Below are 22,906 nucleotides of genomic sequence, written 5' to 3'. Positions count from 1 at the left end.
AAAAGCCCCCAAGAAATAATCCTTGAGGGCTTCTACACTAAATTGGGAACAACTATTAATTATAGGGCACTAAATTAATTCCATCCCCCACCAAGCGCCCGATAAATATTTACCATGGCGTTCATCTGTTGCATTTTTGTTTCTACTAAGTCAAACTTAGATTCCAGCGCATCTCTCTGAGTTAATAACACTTCCATATAATCAGCATGGGCTGATTTGAAAAGGTTATTAGAGATGTTGATAGAGCTGGTTAAAGCATCTACTTCCTGAGCTTTCAGGTCATAGCTTTTGCCTAAGTTGTCTATTTTAGAAAGCTGATTAGCTACTTCTATGTAAGCGTTTAAAACTGTTCTCTCGTAATTATAAACAGCTTGTATTTGCTTAGCATTCGCGCTTTTGTAAGTTGCCTTTATCTCATTTCTATTAATCAAAGGAGCCATTAAATCTCCTGCTAAAGAATAGATAAGAGATTCTGGTGTAGTAGTCAGATATTTAGGGTTAAATGCCTGAAAACCGACGCCAGCAGATATTCCTAATGATGGGTAGAAACGTGCTTTGGCTACTTTCACATCTAGCTTAGCTGCTGCTAGATCTAACTCAGCTTGCTTAATGTCCGGTCTGTTATCCAAAAGCTGAGCTGGTACACCTGCCTGAATTTGGTTCGGAGTCCACGCTACAAAAGCTTCCATATCACGCTCTATGTGCTGAGGATATCTACCTAAAAGGAAGTTGATTCTGTTTTCAGTTTCAACTATTTCCTGCTGAATATCAAACTGTAAGCTTCTGGTGTGTAACACTTCAGCCTGGAATTTTCTCACCGCCAGTTCAGTAACTCTTGAAGCCTGCTTTTGCATTTTTACAATTTCTAAAGCATTGCTCTGAATCTCGATATTCCTTTTTACAATGGCCAGCTGATTATCCAAAGCAAGCAGCTCATAATAAGAACTGGCTACTTCTCCAATCAGGTTGGTCACCATAAAGTTTCTACCTTCTACACTAGATAGGTAGCGTGATAATGCAGCTTTCTTAGCATTTCTCAACTTCTTCCAGATGTCTACTTCCCAAGTTGCATATGCCTCAAGTAGGTAGTCTCCTAGTGGATCAGGAGTTTCTTTACCAGGCTTAATTTCAGTGTTAGCATCATTAGCTCCCTGGCTGGTGTAGCGACCTACTTTTTCTACTTCAGCAGCACCTCTTACACCTAAAAATGGTAAATACTCCCCTTTTCTGGCTCTTACCTCATTTTGTGAGATTTGTATTTCCTGTAAAGTGATGTTCAGTTCCTGATTGTTCTGTAGAGCTGTATCAATAAGCGCTGTCAGATAAGGATCTGTAAAATACTCTTTCCAGTTCATTTGTGCCGTATTGGTTGTATCCTGCGAGCTATTGCTATAGCTCGTAGGTACATCCTTTTTGGCAGTTTTTTCTGTAATAGATGGAGCACAGGCCGTTACGCTAAAAGCTATGGCGGCCACTCCTAAATATTTATATATGTTTCTCTTAGTCATTATGAACATAATCTTCAGTTAAAGGATTATCGTCTTCATCTTTTATTAGCTTACGGCCGGAAGATATTTTTCCGAAGATGTAATACAGCCCAGGGATGATGATTACCCCGAAGATGGTTCCGAAAAGCATACCTCCTAAGGCAGAAGAACCGATAGTTCTGTTACCAATGGCGCCTGCTCCGGAGGCTATCACTAATGGAATAAGACCCGCGATAAAGGCAAAAGATGTCATTAAGATAGGTCTGAAACGCACCTTAGCTCCCTCAATAGCGGCATCAAGAATGGTCATTCCTTCCCGGTGTTTCTGCACGGCAAATTCCACGATCAGTACCGCGTTTTTACCCAGAAGACCCACCAGCATAATAAGACCTACCTGCGCATAAATGTCATTGGCCAAACCAAAGGCTTTCAGTATCAGGAACGATCCGAATACCCCTACAGGAAGTGAGAATATAACGGCTAGTGGAAGTATAAAGCTCTCATACTGAGCTGCTAACACCAAGTAAACGAATACCAATACAATGATAAAGATATATAGAGATTCATTACCTCTGTTAGCCTCATCATATGATAAACCTTCCCAGGCAATATCATAACCACGAGGTAGGGTATTGCTGGCTACTTCTTTAATAGCTGCAATAGCATCTGCAGTGGTGTATCCCGGTGCCGGAAGTCCTCTAATGGCCGCTGAGTTATACATGTTATAGCGTGTAATCTCGTTAGGGCCCTGGGTTTTCTTAAGCTTCATAAATGAAGAGTAAGGCACCATTTCATCATGATCATTTTTGATGAATAAGTTAAGGACATCAGACGGTAGTCTTCGGAATTGTGGGTCGGATTGTACGTAAACTTTGAAGAATCTACCGAATCTGATGAATCCTTGTTCGTAGGTGGAACCAATGAGTATATCCAGGTTTTCCATAGCATCTCCAATGGAAACACCTTTCTGCATGGCCGCTTTGTTATCTATCTCCAGCTCAAACTGAGGGTAGTTAGCCGCGAAGAAGGTGAATACACCAGTAAGCTCTTTTCGCTTCTGTAGGTTAGCTATAAATTCCTGATTTATTTTATCAAAATCCTGATAGTCAGTAGTAGTAGTCTTATCTAATAGTCTCATAGAGAAACCACCAGAAGAACCGAAACCTGGGATGGCCGGTGGCTCGAAGAACTCTATAATAGCTCCAAGGCCTTTGCTTTCTTCTTCAAGCTCTTCCATAATTTCAGTTACGGAATGCTCTCTCTCAGACCATGGTTTTAAGTTAATCAAACAAGTACCCGCGTTAGATCCACGACCTTCAGTCATAATCTCATAACCAGCCAAAGATGATACTGATTCTACTCCGTCTACCTCTTCACATATCTTCTGTAGCTTACGAGATACCTCGTTTGTACGCTCTAACGTAGCTCCCGGAGGTGTCTGAATGATAGCATAGATAGTACCCTGATCTTCACTAGGTATAAAGCCGCCCGGAAGTACTTTGTTTACAAAGAAAATACCCGCACAGAATACTAGTAGTACTAACCAGGTTACTGTTTTTCTGCTTACAATTTTCTTAAGCAGGTTGGTATAACGGCCAGTTAATTTATCAAAACCTCTGTTGAAGCTATCTAAACCTCTGGTAAGAATGTTTCTCTTTCTTTCTTTACCATGGTTGTTTTTCAAAAGCATGGCACAAAGCACTGGCGTAAGTGTAAGGGCTATAAGCGCGGAGATCACAATAGAGCTGGCCATGGTGATAGAGAACTGACGATAGAAAGTACCTACCGGACCAGACATGAATGATATAGGTAAGAATACAGATACCATTACAGCTGTAATAGCGATGATAGCACCACTAATTTCACCCATCACTTCCTTCACCGCATTATACGGGTTCAGATGCTTTTCTTCCATTTTTGCGTGCACGGCTTCCACCACCACAATGGCATCATCCACCACAATACCAATAGCTAGTACCAGGGCAAATAGCGTAACCAGGTTAATAGATAACCCGAAGAACTGGATCACAAAGAAGGCTCCTACCAATGACACTGGTACCGCCAAAATTGGAATCAATGTAGACCTCCAGTCGCCCAGGAATATGAAAACTACCAAGGCCACCAGGATAAATGCATCTCTCAAAGTATGAACTACCTGCTCAATAGAAGCATCGAGGAACTGAGATACGTCATAACTGATCTTGTAGTCTACTCCCGGAGGGAAGTATCCTTTCATCTCATTCAGTTTTTCTTTTACATCGGCAATTACGTCACTGGCATTACTTCCATAGTTTTGTTTAAGTACAATAGCGGCAGAGGGATGACCGTCTAAGTTGGAATAAATGTCAAAGAACTCACTACCAAGCTCTACTTTTGCTACATCTCTTAAATGTACACTTTCACCATCAGCGTTCGCTTTAATGATGATGTCTTCATACTCTGCAGGAGTACTATATCTACCTTTATAAGTAAGTACATACTCTAATGACTGTGCTGCTATACCGGAACTTCTACCTAATCGACCTGGTCTACCTACTATACTTTGCTCTTGCATGGCTTCCATCACTTCATCAGTAGAAATGTTGTAAGCTCTCATTCTGTCTGGGTTTAACCACACACGCATAGCATAACGGCGGCTACCCAGGATCTGGGCGTTAGCCACACCTTTAATACGGTTGATCTCAGGGATCATGTTTACGTTAGCGTAGTTGTAAAGGAATTTCTCATCCATTCCTTTTTCAGTACCGTAAAGGTTTACGTACATCAACATACTTGGCTGAATCGGTGTGATAACCACACCTTCCCTTTGTACCAGTTCTGGTAAGAGCGGCATTACCCGGTCTACCCTGGTTTTTACCCTGATTACCGCCTGGTTAGGGTCAGTGCCAGGTTCAAAGATCAATCTTAAGGTAGCTTCACCGGCACTGGTAGCATCGGTAGCCATATATCTCATTCCCTGACAACCGTTAATAGAGTTCTCAAGGGTAATAAGTGTCGATTTTACTAATACATCCGCACTTGATCCAGGGTATGCTATGGCCACGTTTACCGTGGTAGGAGCAATCTGGGGAAACTGCGATATAGGCAGCTGCTTAATGGCCAGCGTACCTACGAAAACGATAATGACCGATATTACAATCGCAAAGACCGGTCTATGAATAATTTTCTTAAACATAAATAATACTTTTAGCGTGCCTGATTATTCTGCGTATAGATCAAGGCCGGTTATAGCCTTCTTAGGCTCTACAAATTCAGTTTCTATTTCATCACCTTCCTTCACCAGGCGTAATCCTTCTAATAGAATTTGGTCATCTTCTTTTATACCACCGCTTACTACATATAGGTGTGGCATTTCAGCAGCTATCTCCACTGGTCTTGCTCTTACTTTATGCTCTTTGTCTATCACAAATACATATCTCTTATCAAGCACCTCGAAAGTAGTTTTCTGAGGTATGATCATAGCGTGCTTTAATGGAGTAGTCATAAGAATGCTACCTGTTTCACCATGTCTTAAAAGTTTGTCAGGGTTAGGGAATGTAGCCCTGAAAGGAATGTTACCAGTTTCGTTGTTGAAATCGGCTTCTATTGTTTTTACTTCACCAGGGTATGAAAACATTTTATTGTTAGCCATCAAAAGCTTCACGTTCATGGTGCTGTCTTTCTTTACTTTCTCTCTATAATCAAGATACTCAGCTTCTGGTACGTTAAAGTAAACCCACATTTCGCTGTTATCAGAAAGGTTAGTGAGTAGATCTTCTTCGTTTACCAAACTACCTTGTCTCACATGGAAACGGTCAATGATACCATCGAATGGCGCTCTGATTTCTGTAAATCCCAGGTGTACATTGGCAAGGGCCAATTCTGCGTTAGCTTTCTCATACTCAGCTTCTGCCATGGCTAGCTCGTTTTGAGATACAATGTTGCTATCTGCTAATGACTGAATGTTTTTTAATTCAATCTGTGCCGCTCTTGCTTCAGCTTTTGCTTTAGATTGCTCTGCTTCATAAAGCTTAGGCATAATTTTAAATAACAATTGTCCTTTCTTCACTGTCTGCCCTTCATCTACGAATATCTTTTCTAGATATCCTTTTTCTTGCGCTCTAAGTTCTATGTGTTGGATAGATCTGATCTGGCATACATATTCCTTGGTTAATGAAGTATCTAGCCGAACAGGGCTAGTCACAGAAAATTTGGATTCATGCTCCTGTTTTTCCTTTTTAGATTCGCAGCTTGTATAACCTAGTAAGGCACACAAGCTCATAATCATGAAAATTCTCTTCATAATAATTCTGCTTAATTGCTGTTTAAAAACGATAAGGTTGTTTTTGAAAATTAAATTAGCGGTATTGTTATACCTTGGTCTGACATCCTTATGCAGGAGTCTGGTTGTTTAAAAAAATGTATAAATAAGTTGGGGTAGTGGCCACGAAATATGGCTAGGAGCTATATCATATACGAAATACGCCTAAGAGCAAATGCCACTTAAAGGATGATATAGAAAGATTTTCACTTAAATGTAAATAGTGTTTGCGGCTAGAGAAAAATCCATTAGGCCTGGGGTGAAGAAGGCTTTTAAAATGTGCAGTAACTTCAAAATGCTTTTTACCAAAGCAGGTTTCGTCTTCTTCTATTTCATTTTCTGAAAGGTCTATCTCATGATGTTCACTGGTAGTTTTGGCAGGTGCAGGAGAAAGAATGTAGTCGCCATGCAATGAATGACCAATGTGAGATAACTCAGAGCTATTGGTTTGTTGGAATTTTAATGCATAAGCATTGGCCTGGGAGGCTACTCCCGCCAGTAAAAAGCATATGATCATTAAGATTCTCACCAATAACATTTTTTGAAACTGGTTCAAACTTACACAACGCCATCTTTCAAGTCAAGCGATGAGCGCATAGGTCAGTTTTTGAAGAGGTCTTATAATGTGAAAAAATCATTATTTTTTAATATTCAGGTTGAAAAAAAGACCATTATTTGGCAAATAATAAAGGGTAGTCCCATTTTGGGTCTCCGTTTAAGATTATTGTTAATAAAAGTTAATATTTTAGGTAACCGCCGTTTTAGGGATATTTTCTGCCAATTTTCACTTTTTTAGAGCCCCTTTTCAGACCTTAGATCCTGCAGTTTTACTATCAGCGGGGCAATGTTTTTAACATAGTTTTTAGAGGCTTTTCGAAACACCACATAAATCTCAACGAAGATGACCAGTGTAAGTAAATGAGCTCCAATTCTCCAGAGCATGGCATGGCTATACTCTTTGAAATCATTGGCGAAATAAAAAAAGGCCATGTTAAATACGATGAACAAGATGATGTTAAAAATCATAATCCTTTTAGGAATCTTGGCCCGTTGTTTTAACCCAGAAATAGTCTGATCTAAAAACAATTCGTTGCTTTCCAGTAGCTGATAGTTAGAGGTAGCAATTTTGCCTTTAAATAATGGAAGCACTAACAACAGCATTCCGATGCCCATAGCACTGATCAAAGCAATATTAAAAGCAGTTAGTGTAAGATGAGTGATCATTGAAATTAAAGAAAAAGCGAACAGAGTGGGGATTAGAACACGTTGCACTTTCCTTGTCTTCTCTATTTTTTTCAGACTTCTTATCAGGTCATCAGCATCTACTGATTCTGACTTTTGCTGCTGCCATAAGTTCTGCCATTGGTCAAAATCATTCATTATGATAGTATTTTAGCTAAGGTTTTCTTAATTCTATTAATGCGCACACCTACATGAGAGGTGCTTATTCCTACTATTTCGGCTATTTCTTCATATTTCGTATCCTCGAAAAGGAGGCCGATGATAATTCTATCTCTTTCTTTAAGGGTGGCGATGGCCTGATATAGTCTTTTCAGGTCTTTATCTGTATACCGGGTAGTGTTTTCCAGTTCGGGCAAATGCAGGTCCTCTGGTTTCTGTGTGCTGGTGAGCGCGGTGGCTTTATTTCTTTTAGAAACATGTAAAAGCGCAGTGTTAGAGGCTATCCTGTAAATCCAGGTGGTAATCTGGCTTTCCTCTCTAAAGGCATCCAGATTATTCCATACTTTAATGTAAACCTCCTGGAAAAGATCGTCAGCATCTTCATGATTGCCCATAAAGCCCAGACATAACCTATATATCTGATCTTTAGATACCTCAAAGGCCTTTTTAAACTTCTGTTCTTTATCCATCAACCTGCTACTCAGCCTATTTTTAGCCTTTTGTAATATTGATGTTTTTGTCTGACTTTTTCAAAAGAGCCACCAGTAAAGCGCCAATACCTAATCCAATAAAACTGCCATAAATAAAGTCAGGAAGTTGGAAATAATGAGCGAGGGTAGTAGCTAATGAGATGATTATCAATCCTATAGCGCTAAGTAATTTCGTGGTAAACAGGTTCTTTTTCATGATTTTGAAAATTTGTTTACCCTTTAGAGTCAGGTGGAGAGTTATTATTACACTTTCTGTGAAGAATTTTTAAAAAGATAAAAAAGAGGCTGTATCTAAGTGATGAAACCTGGATACAACCTCTTTAAAGTGTCGCTATTATTCTACGACTAGGGATAGGGTTGAGGTCTGCCCTTTTTCAACCACCCTGATCAGGTACATACCTTTGTGATAAGTGCTGGTTGATATTTCTATTTGTGCCTGGCCGGCGCTTAAGGTTTGATCTACCACGTGACCAGTTAAATCCAATACTTGTATTTCCGCATCAGCCTGAGCTCCCTGGATATAAAATTTATCCTTGGCAGGGTTAGGGAAAATTTTAAGTTCAGCATTTTTCAGTTTGTCTTTAGTAGTTCGGCGCGCTGAGGCATTACTAGAGCCAATCATTTCAAAATGACCCCATGGATAAGGCGAGCTGTAATGAATGTAGTACTTCCCGTCGATAGCAGGTGGCATATTGTTAGACCATGTGTTAGTATAGTCTACTCCATTGATTTCCACGAAAGTGGTATTCCATGAATTTACATAGCTAACATTGCCTTCTGTTACCCAACAATACTCGCCTGCACCGTCATGGCGCAATGGTAACGACACTGCAGTGCTATTTTCACAAGTGCCACCACCGGCTTCATCTACCTCAACATCTGCTGTGGCGGTGCTACTCAGGTCACCATCACTTACTGTAAGCGTAATGGTGTATGAGCCAGCAGCACTGTAAGTATGATTAGCTGTAACGCCAGATCCGGTAGAGCCGTCGCCAAAGTTCCAACTGTAAGTGAGGGCATCACCATCAGGATCGGAGGATGCGCTGGCATCTACACTCACGGTGAGAGGAGCGGTGCCAGAGGTTGGAGTGGCTGTGAATGAAGCTACTGGCGCATCATTGCCCGGAGAGCCTACTTCAATGGTAATAGTGGCAGTATCGGAGAGGCCGGCGCTATCAGTTACGGTGAGTGTGGCGGCATAGGTGCCAGGGGTTAAGTAAGTGTGTGTAACTGTAGCGCCGGAGGCTGTAGATCCATCTCCAAAATCCCAGATGAGTGTTATGGGGTCGCCGTCAGGATCAGATGATTCAGTACCATCGAAGCTAACAGCTAAAGGAGCGTCTCCGGAGGTGATATCAGAGGAGGCTATGGCGTTTGGAACTCGATTTATGCCCGTTCCCTCGCCAAATAATAAGCCATAAACAGCATTGGCAGTAGCCACGTCAATCTGAGCCCATAGTCTATGGTAGTTAGTGGTGTAATCAATGCCCGAATTATAAGCTGCTACCAGGTCTGGCCAGTCAGGGTCATCTCTGTATTTAGAGCGGATGTCTATGAACTTAATACCAGGCTCAATGTCATCTCCGTTAGGCATTTCGCCAGTCCATCCGGCAGGTACATATACTTCCTGATCAAAGAAACGATTATAGTCACCACGGCTTTCTGGGTTAGAAACTCCTTGGCTATCAGAGTAGTTAGCCCATATTCTATCTAAAATCTCTTTGGCTAAATTTTGAGCGTCAGCATCTAAAGTGCCCCATTTTTCAGTGCCCGCTGCGTAATAGGTTAGCGTTTTAGCCAAACATCCGGCCACACCTACGTCTTGGGTGTAGTCTTCAACGCTTACGTGCAAGCCCGTGTTGGGTGCAGGGCTGTTAGGATTCCAGGTGTTAGGTGCTCCGCTCCAGCTTAATGTCGATGGAATCTGGTAGGTGCCGTTGCTTAACACTACCTCAGATTTCACCCAGTCGGCCCATTTTTGTAATACCTGAGCGGCGCGGCTGTCATTGGTAATGTAATAGTATTCGGCCATTCTTTCCATAGACCAAGCCTGCCATCCAAACCAGGTGTTGCTGCCCGGGTCTTTGTAAACGGGGGCTTCAGTGTAAGCCATGTCATAAAAAGTAGGGGTTCCGGATGGATATGGGCTGTAGTCTCCATTCCAGCTGTTGGTAGCGCCACCCGCAATAGCACCTTCGTCAGACTGTAGCCACTGGTAAAACTCCAGCTGTCGATCAAGGCTGGTGCCCCAGTCTCTGGCTCCGTTGGGAGTAACTGGTTTTAAAGGATCGAATGTGCTTAAAGCATATGCAGCCACAGGATTTTGATAGCCGAAATGGTTATGGCTACAGCCTATTCTCCAGGCCCAGTTTTGCGAGGGCGATGTAGGGCCACCCCAGGCGTAGTACCAGGAGATGAGATAATGAGCACTTTCATAGCCAGAGGCACCGGGAGCGGAAGCACTTTGCACACCCATGGGCTTAAAATACTTATCAAACATAGATAGGCGAAGAAAGTCTCCCATTTTGCTGGCTTCAGAAATTGGAAGTACATTTTCTGGGTTAAGGCCCTGTTCTTCAGCCCACTGATAAGCCCAGTACATAACCTGAACAGCTCTGGCATCTGCATCAGGAGCGTTAGTGTATTTCCATTGCTGTGCTGGCGCCTGACTTTCAGCTGTGAATAAATTCAGATAGCCATATTGGCCTCCAAAATTAAATTCATCCCAGGAAGGCTGAGGGATAGTTTCCCATACAGATTCTTCTTCACCTCGCTGAAAGGTATTGATGTAGGATGGTGTACTCACGCCATCTCCTTTAAGGCCGTAGCCGTAGAAATTATCGCTGTCTAGTATCCAGTGCATTCCATAAACTCTGCTGCCGTAGGCACTGGTGAGTTCCGCCGAAATCGGGTCTCGGCCTACCGGCACACCTGAATTTAAAGGAGCTGGGTAGAATGACGGCAAAGGAAACTCAGGAGCATAAGTAGCCGGTGAGCCTGGATTGTAATTCCCTGCTGTTGGTTGCAGGTCCATGGTTGGGATGATGTACTGATCCATATTATCCCAGGCATCATTTAAAGGTTGCCAGTCGCCGGCTATTCGGCCATAGAAGGCTTCCAGCCAAAACCAGTAAGAATAGGTTTCACTTACTGTTTCGTGTCCATAATCAGGAGCTTCGCAAATCAGGGTTTCAATAGAGTGGTAAGGCACTCCGTCAGGGCTAAAGTAGCCGTTTCCAGGGTTATGGATCTTGTTTCTTAGGTCCATAAACCGCTGTAGATACTCGTTTGTCTGCTGGCTGAAAGCGGTAAGGCTCCCGAACAAGCAGCCCAGGCACAGTAGCACCCGGCTTGTCAATCTGTTTTTCATAACATAAGGTTTTAAGTAGTTGGTTTATTTGGTTTGGAAAAGACATGGAGGAGCCATTTAGCTTGAAAAGCTATTAATGGCAATCCTCCATGAAATCTTTGAGTTACTCTGCTATCATGATTTGCTCAGAATGTATGATGCGGTCGCGCTGAATGATCTGGATAATGTATAGTCCAGGATTCAGGTTAAGATGAAGCGGAGATGTTCCGCTTTCTGGCGTCATACTTTTCATGTAGACCTGCTTCCCTTGCCCATCTACAATTTGCAACTGATAATTATCCTTTGTTTTTAGGTCTATGTAAAATTCACCTTGTGAAGGGTTAGGATAAATCTTTAAAGCCAGCTTGTTCTGTTCTATCTCATTACCGCTTGTTTTAGCAAAAGTATATCCAGCCATCAGCTCTATGTGTGAATAGGCGTAGTTTGCTGAATAATGAATGTAGTAATTACCATTGATTCTGGCAGGTAGAGAATTAGACCAGGTATTAGTATAGTCAATACCGTTAATTTCTACAGATGCTGTGTTCCATGAGTTAAGGTAGGTGATGGGGTCTGTCGTTACCCAGCAAAAATCACCTGCTCCATCGTGGCTAAAGGATATGCTGATTGGGGTTGGATTACTGCATGGTAGACCAGAATCTCCTGCTTGAGAGATAGCTATTACCTGGCTGAGTGCGCCTCCTGAAATGGTTACGCTACCTGTTCTTGCTGAGCTGGTTGTATTAGCAGAAACTGAAATATCAACGCTGCCATTATTGGTGCCGCTGGCAGGAGCTACATCAATCCATGAAGCGCTGATGCTGGCAGACCAGCTCACGTTAGCGCTGATATTGACAGTTTCTGTTTCGGAGCTGGAGTTGAAGTTTAGTTCATTGGTTGAAACAGTGAGGTATAGATTACTATTAGCTCCGCTTTGAGATACGTTAATGGTGCGTGTTATTCCACTACCGCTTACCGTGATAGTACCTGTACGGGCGGTGGACCCTGAATTAGCTGTAGTACTTATGGTTAGAGTTCCATTATTTGATCCATTTGCCGGGCTCACTGAAAGCCAGGTAGCTGAGGAGGTGGCAGACCAGCTGATATTGGCACTAACGTCTACGTTCTGCGTTCCGGCTGTAGCACTAAAAGTGAGGTTGCTAGTGCTTACAACTAATTGATCCTGAGGAGGAGACACGGTGCCGTTGGGTATTTCAGGCGCTAGGTATGGAATGAGCTTATTCATTTTCCAGGTTACGATATTGGCCCACTGATTATCCAAAAGCCCACCAGTATCCCCAGAGTTAGGGTTCCAGCACCAGAATGTCCATGAGTAATCATTACCCATGTATTCAAGAAAGCTATCAAACCATATTTCGTCGGTGCCTTCCGGATCACGTATTCCAAATTCACCTACAAATAGAGGTGAGATGTTATTATTGTATAAATAACCAAAATGCTGGTTCCAAATACCCGGCATGTTCGATGGAAATGATGGATCCGTAAACCAACTCTGAGGATAAACGGTAGGTCCGTATTCATGAGGAGAATACACTAACTTAGAAGGATTACTCAAGGTAACGGGATAGCTGGCAGCGCCCATAAGGTTGCCTCCCCACCAGTATACATCGCCATTGTAATCCTCAATTCCTTCTACCATAATCAGTACATTAGGGTTTACCGCAAGTATGGCATTGCCACACCTTTCGGCAGCCTTGTTCCAATCGGTAGCTGGGTTTGAATTACCCCAGGTGGCGGCATCATGAGGTTCGTTGTTGAGGTCCATGGCTACCACGGCGTCGTAATTTTTATAGCGATTGGCCAGAAACACCCAGTCACTGATCCATTGGCTTTCAGGTACAGCACTGGTATACCAAAGGTCCTCACTGAGGTAGCCATCAGGGGCTCTGGAATGGTTGTCTAATATGATTTTCATGTCATTATCCTGGCACCATTCTACCAGAATGTCCATAATCTCTATAGGGCTGGATTTGGTAGCTTCTTCAGCATTCATAGGGCTAATGCCAGTATAAACATCGGTGCCATAAGAGCTAATATTTATAGAAGCTCCGGGAGCCAGCATAGCATTGCACCAGGGTATTCTCACAGAGTTGAAGCCCTGATCTTTGATCTGCTGGAGCATACTTTTCAGGTCTCTGGTCCAGAGGCCGTGTGGGGTGAGCATACTTGTTTCAAAACCGAACCAGTTTACACCAGTTAGACGTACTTCATTACCCTGGCTATCTATGAGGTGATTGCCCTGAGCACTTAAGTAGTTCTGAGCTTTTGATTGATGAAAGACAAATAGGCTTAAAACAATAGCGGTGAGGAAAGACCAGCTTTTGAAGTTTTGCCAAAAGCCATAACAGTAGTGATTAGTATTCATATTCACGTGGGTTTTAGGTTAGAATATGAAGTTACTTTCATTATCTCACGCCGGGCGTCACTATTTTATCAATCATTTATACTATTGTTTCCCGGTAGGACTATTGTCTTTTATTTGAACTATTGTCTCACATTTTTCTCATCGATGCTCTCTGTGGAGGTATTCTGAAGGCGATTGGCCATAGTAATTTTTAAAGCAGCGAGTAAAATACCCAGGATCAGTGAAGCCCACCTTGTAGGCAATCTCAGTGATATTGAGTTGGGAGGAGGTCAGCAGGTCCACCGCTTTTTGTAGTCTGATATTTCGAATAAGAATACTTACCGACTGACCAAATTCTTTCTTTACTTTCTTGTATAGCTGCGACCTGCTCAGGTGTAACATGCGGGCAAGGTGATTAGGTCCGAAAGAATCATCGGCCATATGTTCCTTTATAATCCGATGCACAGTGTTAAGAAAATCCTCTTCTTGATTGGCTTCCTGGGAGGGCAGGAGGTCATTACTCAGTAAATGTGAATGCTCTTCAATATTACGTTTCAAACGAGCCATGTTAATGAGCTTCGACTTCAGGATAACCACCTTTTGAGAGGTTTGAAAATAATCATCAGCTCCGGCTGCCATGCTTTGAAGAATAGTCTTTTCATTGAATTTTGCGCCTATTAATATTACCGGTATGAAGGCGGTTTTAGGATTTACTTTGAGCTTATGACATAGGTCAATGCCGTCGAAATGGTTAGACACCCTGGAGATAATGAGGTCAGGCTCCAGCCGAAGTGCCTCAGCAATGGCCTCTTTTTCTGAAATGGCTTTCTCTATTCTGAAATTTCTGCTCAGCTCCAGTTTGTAGGCCTGCTTTTTATCATTATCAGCAATTAGAAGCTTGGGTAAAGTATTGTTATTAAGGGTTTTATATTCATTGTCAATATTGAAGATTAAGGGCATGAGCTTAATGCTTTTTTGCGGAGTCAGGCCGATAACTGGTTGATAGGCATACGGTGGGGTAAATCCGTAATTAACTGACCTAACAATTGCTGACTTTGAACTTTGTTTTCTTACAAAAATGAATATCAGAATGGCTACCATTACCACCGATATGTAAATGAGATATGCTTCAGCTGTCATCCAGAATGGTGCTGTTATTCTGAAATGGATCTCTAAGGGAGCATCAGCCCAATCACCATTTTTATTGGTTGCTTGAAGGAGGAAAGTGTAGTGTCCGGGCTTTAGATTGTAGTAAGATGCTGACTGATTTCTATCATCAAAAATCCATTGATTATCATAACCTTTTAGCCGATGCTTGTATTGGGTTTGGTTGGGGTTGCTCAGGTTAATGGCAATATAATCTAAGCTGATATTATTTAACTGATGAGGAACTTCAATGGTATGTTTCCCTGTCATTTGCAAGCTGATGCTATCATTTTGGTTATAGGCTGTAAGGCTTTTAAGCATGAGTGACAGTTGAGAAGGGCCATCCTTCTCAGGAAATGGATTGATGGAGATGAGTCCCTGATTACCACCGAAATACAGTTTTCCGTTCTGGCCTTTAGAAAAAGCATTATGGAATATTTCATTATGATCATAGTGGCCATTATTGCGTTCTTGAAGAAAAGTGTCTGAAGGTTTATTGTAGGTGTAAATACCACTTTTGGTAGAAAGCCATATTCGGTGTGCGCTATCCTCACTGATGGCGGTTATGTTGGGCTCACTGATGCCTGAAGCAAGATTGTAAGTTTTAAATTTACCATAAAAAGCAATGTCTGTACGGTTAAGTCCATCCTCAGTGCCAATCCAAATTTGCTGCTCATGGTCTATAAAAATGCATCTTACCTGGTTGTGGCTTAGATTACTGTTCTGTTCATTATAAGTTTTAAATACATTTTGCCCCGGATCATAAAGTGTGATGCCAGCTACACTGCCTATCCAGATTCTGCCTTTGGGGTCTATTTCCAAGGTGTAAAGCCAGTCATTGGCCAGGCTCCTTTCCCATTTTAGGTAATTGGCCTTAAATTGCTCCACTTTTTTAGTGTCATGATTATAGGTGATGAGGCCCTGGCCGTGTGAGGCCATCCATAAGTTTCCGTGTGCATCTTCTTTAATATCCCTGATGTCCAGCCTTTCATTATTGTTGGTTTCTATGGCCAGGTCTATGTTTTTGAAAATATGCAGCGTGGAATTATACTGCTGCAGGCCGCCATCATATGTGCCGATCCATATGCTATTATTGCTGTCTTCAAATATGCTGTATACTGATCCTTTGCCCAGCTGTCCCGATTTTCCGGTGGGTTCATGGTAGGTGATTTGTTGCCTGTTTTTATCCCAAATAGAAATGCCACCGGAATAGTAGCCAATCCAGAGGTTGCCCGCATGATCTTCAGTTAAAGCAGAAATGCTCTCCAGTGAAAGGGCATCCTGGGTTTTAAAATGAGTAGTAATGGGTGAAAACTTCTGATTAGGTATGATCTTAATGCCTCTTTGATCCAACGATATCCAGATGTTTTGCTCTCGGTCTTCAAAAAATCGCTTACCGGCAAAATACTCCGAAGCGGTCTGCTTAAATTTTTTCTGCAGAGGTTTACCTTGATTTTTAAGGTCACTGAGCATAAACTCACCAATATCTGTTCCCACCCAGAGTTGACGGTCATGGGTGGCTAAAATAGCCTCTACACTTCCAGGTTCTTCTTCGAAAGGGATGTTTTTAACTTGTAAGCTATTCAGATTCAGCACCTTCAGTAGGCCGGTTGATTCGCCAATCCATAAATCATTTCCCTGAAGGTGAAGCGCGTTGATATTTTTGATGGGCGTGGAGGAGTTTTCGGGTTTGATTTTTTCTAAAAATCCACTGTGCGGGTTGAAGTAGTATAAACCATTATTCATATATCCAATCCATAAGTTCCCTTTTTCGTCAGGTTCCAGAATTTGAATATGATCCCCATACATTTTGGTTTTTACATGCTGTAAAATGACCTGATTATATTGATTGGTCTGCAGTTCCTTTTCTAGTGCCAGGGAAAATTGTGTCATGTTGGGAAATACAACACTTTTTAATGGCTGTAATTTTTTAATGATCTCAGGCGGTACATCGTTGGCCAATAGCTGATTGATACATGTTTGGTCAATGAGTATTTCAGTATCATGAAAATACCTTTTCAGCTGGTTAGTCTCTCTGTTGTATTGATTCAGGCCAATGCTGGTGCCTACCCACAGAATTTGGTTGGCATCTTCGGTAATGCAGGTAATGTATGAGTCAGTGATGGAATTAGGGTCATGATCATCATGAAGGAAATGCTCAAATGTCTGGCTTTCAGGTAAATATTTATTTAATCCTTTTGTTTTTGTGCCCACCCAGAGCACGCCCATGTGGTCCACAAACAGGGAGGTAACATAGTTGTCTGATAAGGAAGAAGGCTCATTGTCCATGTGCTTAAATACTTGAAAAGAATGACCATCAAACCGGTTAAGTCCGTCTGAGGTGCCTACCCATAAATAGCCATCATGGGTTTGAGCAAAGGCCGTAGTGTTATTACTGGATAAGCCATCTTTTTTAGCATAAATCCTAAAATCTTCTTGTGATATTTGAGCGAAAAGAAAGTGTGAAAGCAACAATAGGGTTAAGGTATGAAAGAATAGTTTCATGGCGCGTTCAGGTCGTTAGGGATGTGTTTGAGTAATCAATAGCACTTATTAATTACGCATCTGCTTTATATGGCCACTGCTCCAAATGGGGAAGCTGATGGTCAAAGCATCAGGGGTACAGTAGTTGAATCGCAGATTTTCGCCTAAAAACGGAGCTTCTCCAGACAATGCGGCTGATAGATAGTAGTAACATAGAGGTGATTAGTGTAGGTTGAACGTTACTAAAATTTAGAGAAAAGAAATCGAATAAAATTTCGATTATTGGGCATTATCATACGCTGGAAAGATAAGAGTGGGGATGCGATGTTATTTACCCATTACCTCTTTTCTATGCTTCAGTCCCCAAACATGAAGTTCGTCCAGGAGCTTTTGTAATGACAAACCATGGTCTGTAATAGTATACTCCACTTTGGGAGGGAATGTATCATATACCTTTCTGGTAATGAGTTTATTACTTTCAAGAAGCTTCAGTTCTTTAGACAGAGTTTTATCAGTAATACCAGAAATTTGTCTTGATATCTCTTTGAATCGCATGCTCCGCATAGAAAGAGAAAGTAAGATCAAAAGTTTCCATCTGCCTTCCAGGGCTTCTAAAGCATCTTTAATGGCTAGTACGTTTTCAGGGCAATCTTCTCTTGTTAGCATGCTTTTATCAATTTCTACTCATACTTTCCATTTGGGTAGTGCTATCCAATGGGAAAGTAATATCCAATGGATAGTAAAGATAAATACTTTTGAGGCTGTAATTAAACTTTAAAACATGACAGCTAAGAAAAATATATCAAAGGCCTTTAATATTATTTTATGGATCGTTCAGATCCTCATGTGCCTTACTTTAGTCTGGGGAGCATACATGAAAATCTTCACCCCACAACCTCAACTGTCTGACTTATGGTCCTGGATGGCGGAAGTATCACCTGCCTTTTTATACACCACAGCCATTATCGATTTCTTAGGAGGTTTGGGATTAGTATTACCAGGATTATTAAACATTAAGCCCGCGCTTACCTTCTGGGCAGCTCTGGGTGTAGTGGTATTAATGGTTAGTGCCATTGTCTTTCATGTCTCCAGAGGTGAGGCTGAGGATATTGGATTTAATTTAGTGTTTGGGTTGTTTGCGGGTTTTGTGTGTTGGGGGAGGAGGTGAGTGTCTTCTAGTTTTATTGATTCAGGTTCGTATTTAATGAGGACAAAACTCGGTGTTATTAGGCCTATAATTATGAATGTGATATTTAACTTTATGAGTTAACACTCTGGTTTGTCTTCTATCCTCTCAAATGGAATCACTCTACTTTCTTCTAACTTTTTTCTGAGCTTGTCTGCATACTGATGAGCAAATTGCTCTTTAGTAGCTGATGGTATGCTGAAGTAGCTGTCATATCTTTTTTCCCATTCTTCGAACGGTTCATCATCACTTCCCGGGTCTTCTACTTCCTTTAAAAAATGTTTGTAATGTCCGAATTCATGAGGAAGTGTGCGGTAAAGTTGTGTGTTTCGAACATTCTCAATATTATATTCAGCTTCGTAGTGCCTTTTGGTTTCCACAAAATCATGACCATCTTTTTTCCGGGGTCAGATGTTTTGTCCATTTAAGGGTTTTGTCAGAATCAATAGCTTCCAACATAATGGCCGGGCCATTCGTGCCTTCAAAATCATAAGAGTAGATTAGCCTACCCCAAACCGAAGCTAGTATTTCTTCTTTTCTTTTTGGTTGCCTTAGAATAATTAGGTTAAGATCTTGATAATCCTCCGGAGGTATGTGGCGGATAATCTCTGCTATATCATCCACGGTACATGCATGTGCTGAATTCTCTCTGGTAGTTTCTATAACGAACTTGAAATTATTTCCATTTATTGTGCGATTCTCCTTATGATAATCAGATAGCCTTTCAATAAATGATTTTTCTACAACTGCTGGATACGGTATAGTAAGTTTGTTGTCTTTACCATGTCCTTGCTTGCTGGTTCCTATATTTCTATTTCTTCGGGTTGGATTGCGCATGGTTGGTAAAGTTCGTTATTTCAAAAAAAATAGGCTGATCAAAAGTTAAGAAACAAAAAAAGACCGACAAAGTCGGCCTTCTTATCTCATATCTCACATCTCAGGTCTAAAATCTATTAAACCCTTATGCCGAGTTTCTCCCTGCATTAATAATTCCGAAGGAGCATCTTACTACCATTTTTTCAAAGGTATCTACTTCTTCATCTGCATTGGTGTCCTGCATCTCACGTATTTTGTTTAGAGCATATTGCTGGATGGTCAATAGCGGTAATTCAATGCGCTGTCTCATCTGGATGGATACCCTATTGGTAGGCTTGTCTTCCATCAGTTCTTTGGCGTTCGCCAGCTTCAGCATATATGATTTAGAACGCTCATATTCCTCATGGATTAATGTCCATAGCTCACCGTATTGAGGGTGATCAGCCAAATAAGCCGTGAGTGGGAAGAAGCATTTAGTCATCGCCATCTCGCAGTTGTCTAGCAAGGTTTTGAAGAAAGATGAGTTTTTATACAGGTTGCAAACCTCGTCCCAACGTCCTTCAGCTTCCATTTTTTCAAAAGCATAGCCAACCCCATAATAACCAGGAAGGTTTTGCTTCAATTGGCTCCATGACCCTACATAAGGCACCGCTCTCAGGTCATCCAGGTTAAGCTTGCCTGGTTTTCTTTTAGACGGTCGGCTACCGATATTGGCCTGTCCGTAATATTTAAGCGGGCTCACCTCATTCAGGTACTCAATGAATGCAGGATGATTTTTCAGGTCTTCATAAGCCTTGTAACTGATTTCAGAAAGACTCAACAAAATATTGTCTTCCTCCTCTGTTTGCGTGGCCTGATCAGAGTAGAAAAGGTCATTGCTAATACCAGCATGCATCAGTTGTTCAATGTTGAACTGAGCACTGTCTACCGTTCCAAAGTTAGAGCTAATGGTCTGTCCCTGAATGGTAAGCTGTATTTCTTTATTGGCAATGTTGTTTCCTAATGATGCATAGAACTGATGCGTTCTACCTCCACCTCTGGCAGGAGGCCCACCACGTCCGTCAAAGAACACCACTTGGATGTCATTTTCTTTGGATACCTTGGTCAGCTCTTCTTTTGCTTTATAGATACCGAAGTTAGCCATTAGATAGCCACCATCTTTGGTTCCATCAGAGAAACCAACCATGATGGTTTGGATGTTATTTCTTTTCTTCAAATGCTCACGGTAAACTTTGTTGCTATACAAGGTATTCATTACCTCAGAGGCATTTTTAAGGTCTTCCACAGATTCGAAAAGCGGCACGATATCTACGCTCATCGTTTCATCTTGCCAGCCACCTAGCTTTAGAATACCATACACATTCATAACGTCTAATGCGCTGGTGCTGTGGCTGATAATGTAACGGTGGCAACCGTCTTCACCGTTCTGCTTTTGTATTTCTCTTATTGTATTTACCGATCTGATGGTGTCTTTTAAAAGATCATCTTCAAAAATTGAAGGATCCGCCGTCTGATCAATATTAAGTATGATATCTATTTTTTCTTCGTCAGAAAGGTCAGTGTAGTTATCAGGTAGGGCAGAAGTCTTTTTAGAAACCTGTGACATCAGCTCTGTATGCACTGAGCTATCCTGTCTGATATCTAATGAGGCGAAGTACAACCCAAATAGCTCTACTTTTCTAAGTAAGTCATCTACCATTTCAGAGAAAAGGCCATTGTGTTGCTCCCAAAGGGTATCCTGAATCTTCTTCAGCGTAGCTATGATCTCTTCTTTTGTCAGCGTAGATGGATTACCCGGGTTAGCGAGGTTCTCAGAAATTTTTGCTTCCAGAGAGGCAAGCACGTTGGCTACACCTTTGAAGGTAAGCCTGCTTCTAAGATGGTGCACATCTTCATAATACACTTTCAGTACCCCAGCTCTTAGCTCAGTGGCCACTCTTTTGGTGATGTCTACATTTACAAAAGGGTTTCCATCCCTATCACCACCAGGCCAGAAGCCCAGGCGGATAAGTGGGTTAGTTTCGCTCACTTCCTGTGGGAATTGTGCTTTAAATTCTGACATAATCTTACCTGCCGCACGGTAGAATCTGTGGCGCAGGAACCAGATCAGGTTCACAGCCTCATCATAAGGTGTAGGCTTTTCCTTTTTGAAGAAGGGCGTTTTACCCAGCTGCTGTAGTAGGCTGTTTACTTCGGAAGTATTGTCTTTAGCAATGGCTTTTGAAAGGTCATTGATAATACCTAGCACCTCATTCGGATAAAACTGCGTAGGGTGAGCCGTAAGCACTAGCCTCACAGAGAAGTCCTTAAGCTTCTCGGCCAGCTCTTCCTGCTTTCTCGACTGGATCACTTCAGATTCCAAATGCTTCAATGTACCAATTCCTTTCAGATCGTAGATTTCACTGAAAGCAGCTTCTTCTACGGCATCGAACAGTACAATTTGCCTTTCTGTATATTGTATAAATCTAAAAAGCAGATCTATTTGCTCTTTAGTATTGTATGACGTGTTTTGTTTGAAAAAAGAATCAATAATCTCAGTGGGGCTCTGTTTATTCTTAAATCCTTCTTCGCAATGAAGTAAAAAGGTGGATAATAGAACGCCGGTTTTTTCTACACGGTGAAACGGTAAGTTTGTAAATAAGCTGTTATACAGCTGGAATTTCAGACCTACCTGCTTATTGTAGTTTTGGATTTTACTGTTAATAGAACTCATAGAGATTGGTTACTTGTTTCTAATATGTAGGAGCAGAGTCTCAAACTCGATAAACGCCCCTTCATTTGACAAATAAAAGGAAATTATGTTTAACAAAGCAGCCGGATTTATTACATGAGAGAAATGACTACATCGATCTGAGATACAGCTACAAAGAATAATTTTGAATTTCAGAATTTTGTGTTATCATTTTTACAATAAATGAAAAAGCACTTCTTCTCAGGCATTATAAATTATGAATAATGAAATATTCCACACCTGAAAAAATAAATACAATTTCTGCCTATCATCAGCTGGTAGGCATTTCAAAACCGGAGCATCCCTTAATAAGTGTTATTAATTTTGATGACATCAAAAGTGCATCCGATGAGCGAGATATTAATATGGTATTGGGGTTTTATTCTATTGCTCTGAAACGGGGATTCAATGGTAAAATGAAGTATGGCCAACAGGAATATGACTTTGATGAAGGAGTCATGAACTTCATGTCGCCCGGGCAGGTATTACACATTGAGAATAATAAAAAGCTAAAGCATTCTGGCTATCTGTTGCTCATCCATCCTGATTTTCTTTGGAATACGCCTTTGGCCAAAACCATTGCACAATATGAATTCTTCGACTATGCGGTGAATGAAGCGCTGCATTTATCTGAGAAAGAGGAGATGACTATAAAAGGAGTGATTGAAAATATAAAACACGAATACCATGCAAATATTGATGCATTTACTCAGACTGTAATCATTGCCCAGATTGAAGTATTACTGGCCTATGCTGAGCGGTTTTACCATCGGCAGTTTATCACTCGAAAAATCAGTAATCATAAAATTCTTGGCCGCTTAGAGCGAATATTGGCTGATTATTTCGAGAGCGATGCATTGAAAAAAGGTCTGCCTTCGGTGCAAATGATAGCAGAAGAGCTGCATGTCACGCCTAACTATCTCAGTGGATTACTGAAAGTGCTTACGGGTCAAAGCACACAGCAGCATATACACAATAAGGTGATTGAAAAAGCTAAAGAAAAGCTTTCTACTACCGACTTAACCGTGAGTGAAATTGCTTATGATTTGGGATTTGAACACTCTCAGTCTTTCAGTAAGCTATTTAAAAGTAAAACCAGCCTTTCTCCGCTAGCTTTCAGACAATCATTTCAATAAAGGCAGTTTGTATT

16 protein-coding genes are annotated in these 22,906 nt (G+C 41.4%); 2 read left to right on the top strand and 14 right to left on the bottom strand.

The window, feature by feature from the left end; genetic code table 11:
* Nucleotides 1-74 precede the first annotated feature (74 nt).
* From LVD16_RS27230 to LVD16_RS27180, 11 genes are all read right to left on the bottom strand, one after another.
* A complete protein-coding gene (locus LVD16_RS27230) occupies nt 75-1,508 on the bottom strand; it encodes a TolC family protein (protein WP_233771454.1) in 1,434 nt (477 codons plus the stop codon).
* Entirely contained in the window at nt 1,501-4,662 is a 3,162-nt protein-coding gene (locus LVD16_RS27225) for an efflux RND transporter permease subunit (protein ID WP_233771453.1), read from the bottom strand. Before LVD16_RS27225 ends, LVD16_RS27230 begins: the two co-directional genes overlap by 8 nt.
* A gap of 24 nt (nt 4,663-4,686) precedes the next feature.
* A complete protein-coding gene (locus LVD16_RS27220) occupies nt 4,687-5,769 on the bottom strand; it encodes an efflux RND transporter periplasmic adaptor subunit (protein WP_233771452.1) in 1,083 nt (360 codons plus the stop codon).
* Nucleotides 5,770-5,935: 166 nt separating this feature from the next.
* The gene (locus LVD16_RS27215) at nt 5,936-6,325 is read right to left on the bottom strand and encodes a hypothetical protein (RefSeq protein ID WP_233771451.1); all 390 of its coding nucleotides are present in this window, start codon (nt 6,323-6,325) and stop codon (nt 5,936-5,938) included.
* 254 nt (nt 6,326-6,579) lie between these two features.
* On the bottom strand, nt 6,580-7,167 hold the full coding sequence (locus LVD16_RS27210; protein WP_233771450.1) for a hypothetical protein: 588 nt from the start codon (nt 7,165-7,167) through the stop codon (nt 6,580-6,582).
* Nucleotides 7,167-7,658: an RNA polymerase sigma factor gene (locus LVD16_RS27205; protein ID WP_233771449.1), complete on the bottom strand. Its 492-nt coding sequence runs from the start codon at nt 7,656-7,658 to the stop codon at nt 7,167-7,169. Before LVD16_RS27205 ends, LVD16_RS27210 begins: the two co-directional genes overlap by 1 nt.
* Nucleotides 7,659-7,680: 22 nt before the next feature.
* On the bottom strand, nt 7,681-7,875 hold the full coding sequence (locus tag LVD16_RS27200; RefSeq protein ID WP_233771448.1) for a hypothetical protein: 195 nt from the start codon (nt 7,873-7,875) through the stop codon (nt 7,681-7,683).
* 138 nt (nt 7,876-8,013) lie between these two features.
* Nucleotides 8,014-11,049, bottom strand: coding sequence for a glycoside hydrolase family 48 protein (locus LVD16_RS27195; RefSeq protein WP_233771447.1), 3,036 nt, complete (start codon nt 11,047-11,049; stop codon nt 8,014-8,016).
* A gap of 103 nt (nt 11,050-11,152) precedes the next feature.
* Nucleotides 11,153-13,414, bottom strand: a complete 2,262-nt coding sequence (locus LVD16_RS27190) for a cellulase family glycosylhydrolase (RefSeq protein WP_233771446.1) — start codon at nt 13,412-13,414, stop codon at nt 11,153-11,155.
* Nucleotides 13,415-13,552: 138 nt separating this feature from the next.
* Nucleotides 13,553-17,044, bottom strand: coding sequence for a two-component regulator propeller domain-containing protein (locus LVD16_RS27185; protein WP_233771445.1), 3,492 nt, complete (start codon nt 17,042-17,044; stop codon nt 13,553-13,555).
* A gap of 306 nt (nt 17,045-17,350) precedes the next feature.
* Nucleotides 17,351-17,689 (bottom strand): winged helix-turn-helix transcriptional regulator, encoded by a 339-nt coding sequence (locus tag LVD16_RS27180; protein ID WP_233771444.1) that lies wholly within the window; start codon nt 17,687-17,689, stop codon nt 17,351-17,353.
* A gap of 115 nt (nt 17,690-17,804) precedes the next feature.
* Here LVD16_RS27180 and LVD16_RS27175 point away from each other — a divergent pair, with 115 nt between their 5' ends.
* A complete protein-coding gene (locus LVD16_RS27175) occupies nt 17,805-18,191 on the top strand; it encodes a DoxX family protein (RefSeq protein ID WP_233771443.1) in 387 nt (128 codons plus the stop codon).
* A gap of 98 nt (nt 18,192-18,289) precedes the next feature.
* Here LVD16_RS27175 and LVD16_RS27170 read toward each other — a convergent pair whose 3' ends face one another.
* The 3 genes from LVD16_RS27170 to LVD16_RS27160 all read right to left on the bottom strand — a co-directional run bounded on the left by LVD16_RS27170 (nt 18,290) and on the right by LVD16_RS27160 (nt 21,738).
* Entirely contained in the window at nt 18,290-18,589 is a 300-nt protein-coding gene (locus LVD16_RS27170) for a hypothetical protein (protein WP_233771442.1), read from the bottom strand.
* A gap of 4 nt (nt 18,590-18,593) precedes the next feature.
* Complete coding sequence (locus LVD16_RS27165) at nt 18,594-19,046, bottom strand: hypothetical protein (RefSeq protein WP_233771441.1); 453 nt, start codon at nt 19,044-19,046, stop codon at nt 18,594-18,596.
* 124 nt (nt 19,047-19,170) lie between these two features.
* Entirely contained in the window at nt 19,171-21,738 is a 2,568-nt protein-coding gene (locus tag LVD16_RS27160) for a phosphoenolpyruvate carboxylase (RefSeq protein ID WP_233771440.1), read from the bottom strand.
* 242 nt (nt 21,739-21,980) lie between these two features.
* Here LVD16_RS27160 and LVD16_RS27155 point away from each other — a divergent pair, with 242 nt between their 5' ends.
* Nucleotides 21,981-22,892, top strand: coding sequence for a helix-turn-helix domain-containing protein (locus tag LVD16_RS27155; RefSeq protein ID WP_233771439.1), 912 nt, complete (start codon nt 21,981-21,983; stop codon nt 22,890-22,892).
* The last annotated feature ends 14 nt before the right edge of the window (nt 22,893-22,906 follow it).

It is taken from the genome of Fulvivirga ligni (assembly GCF_021389935.1).
Lineage (GTDB): Bacteria > Bacteroidota > Bacteroidia > Cytophagales > Cyclobacteriaceae > Fulvivirga > Fulvivirga ligni.
This window is presented reverse-complemented; position numbering and strand designations above follow the sequence as displayed.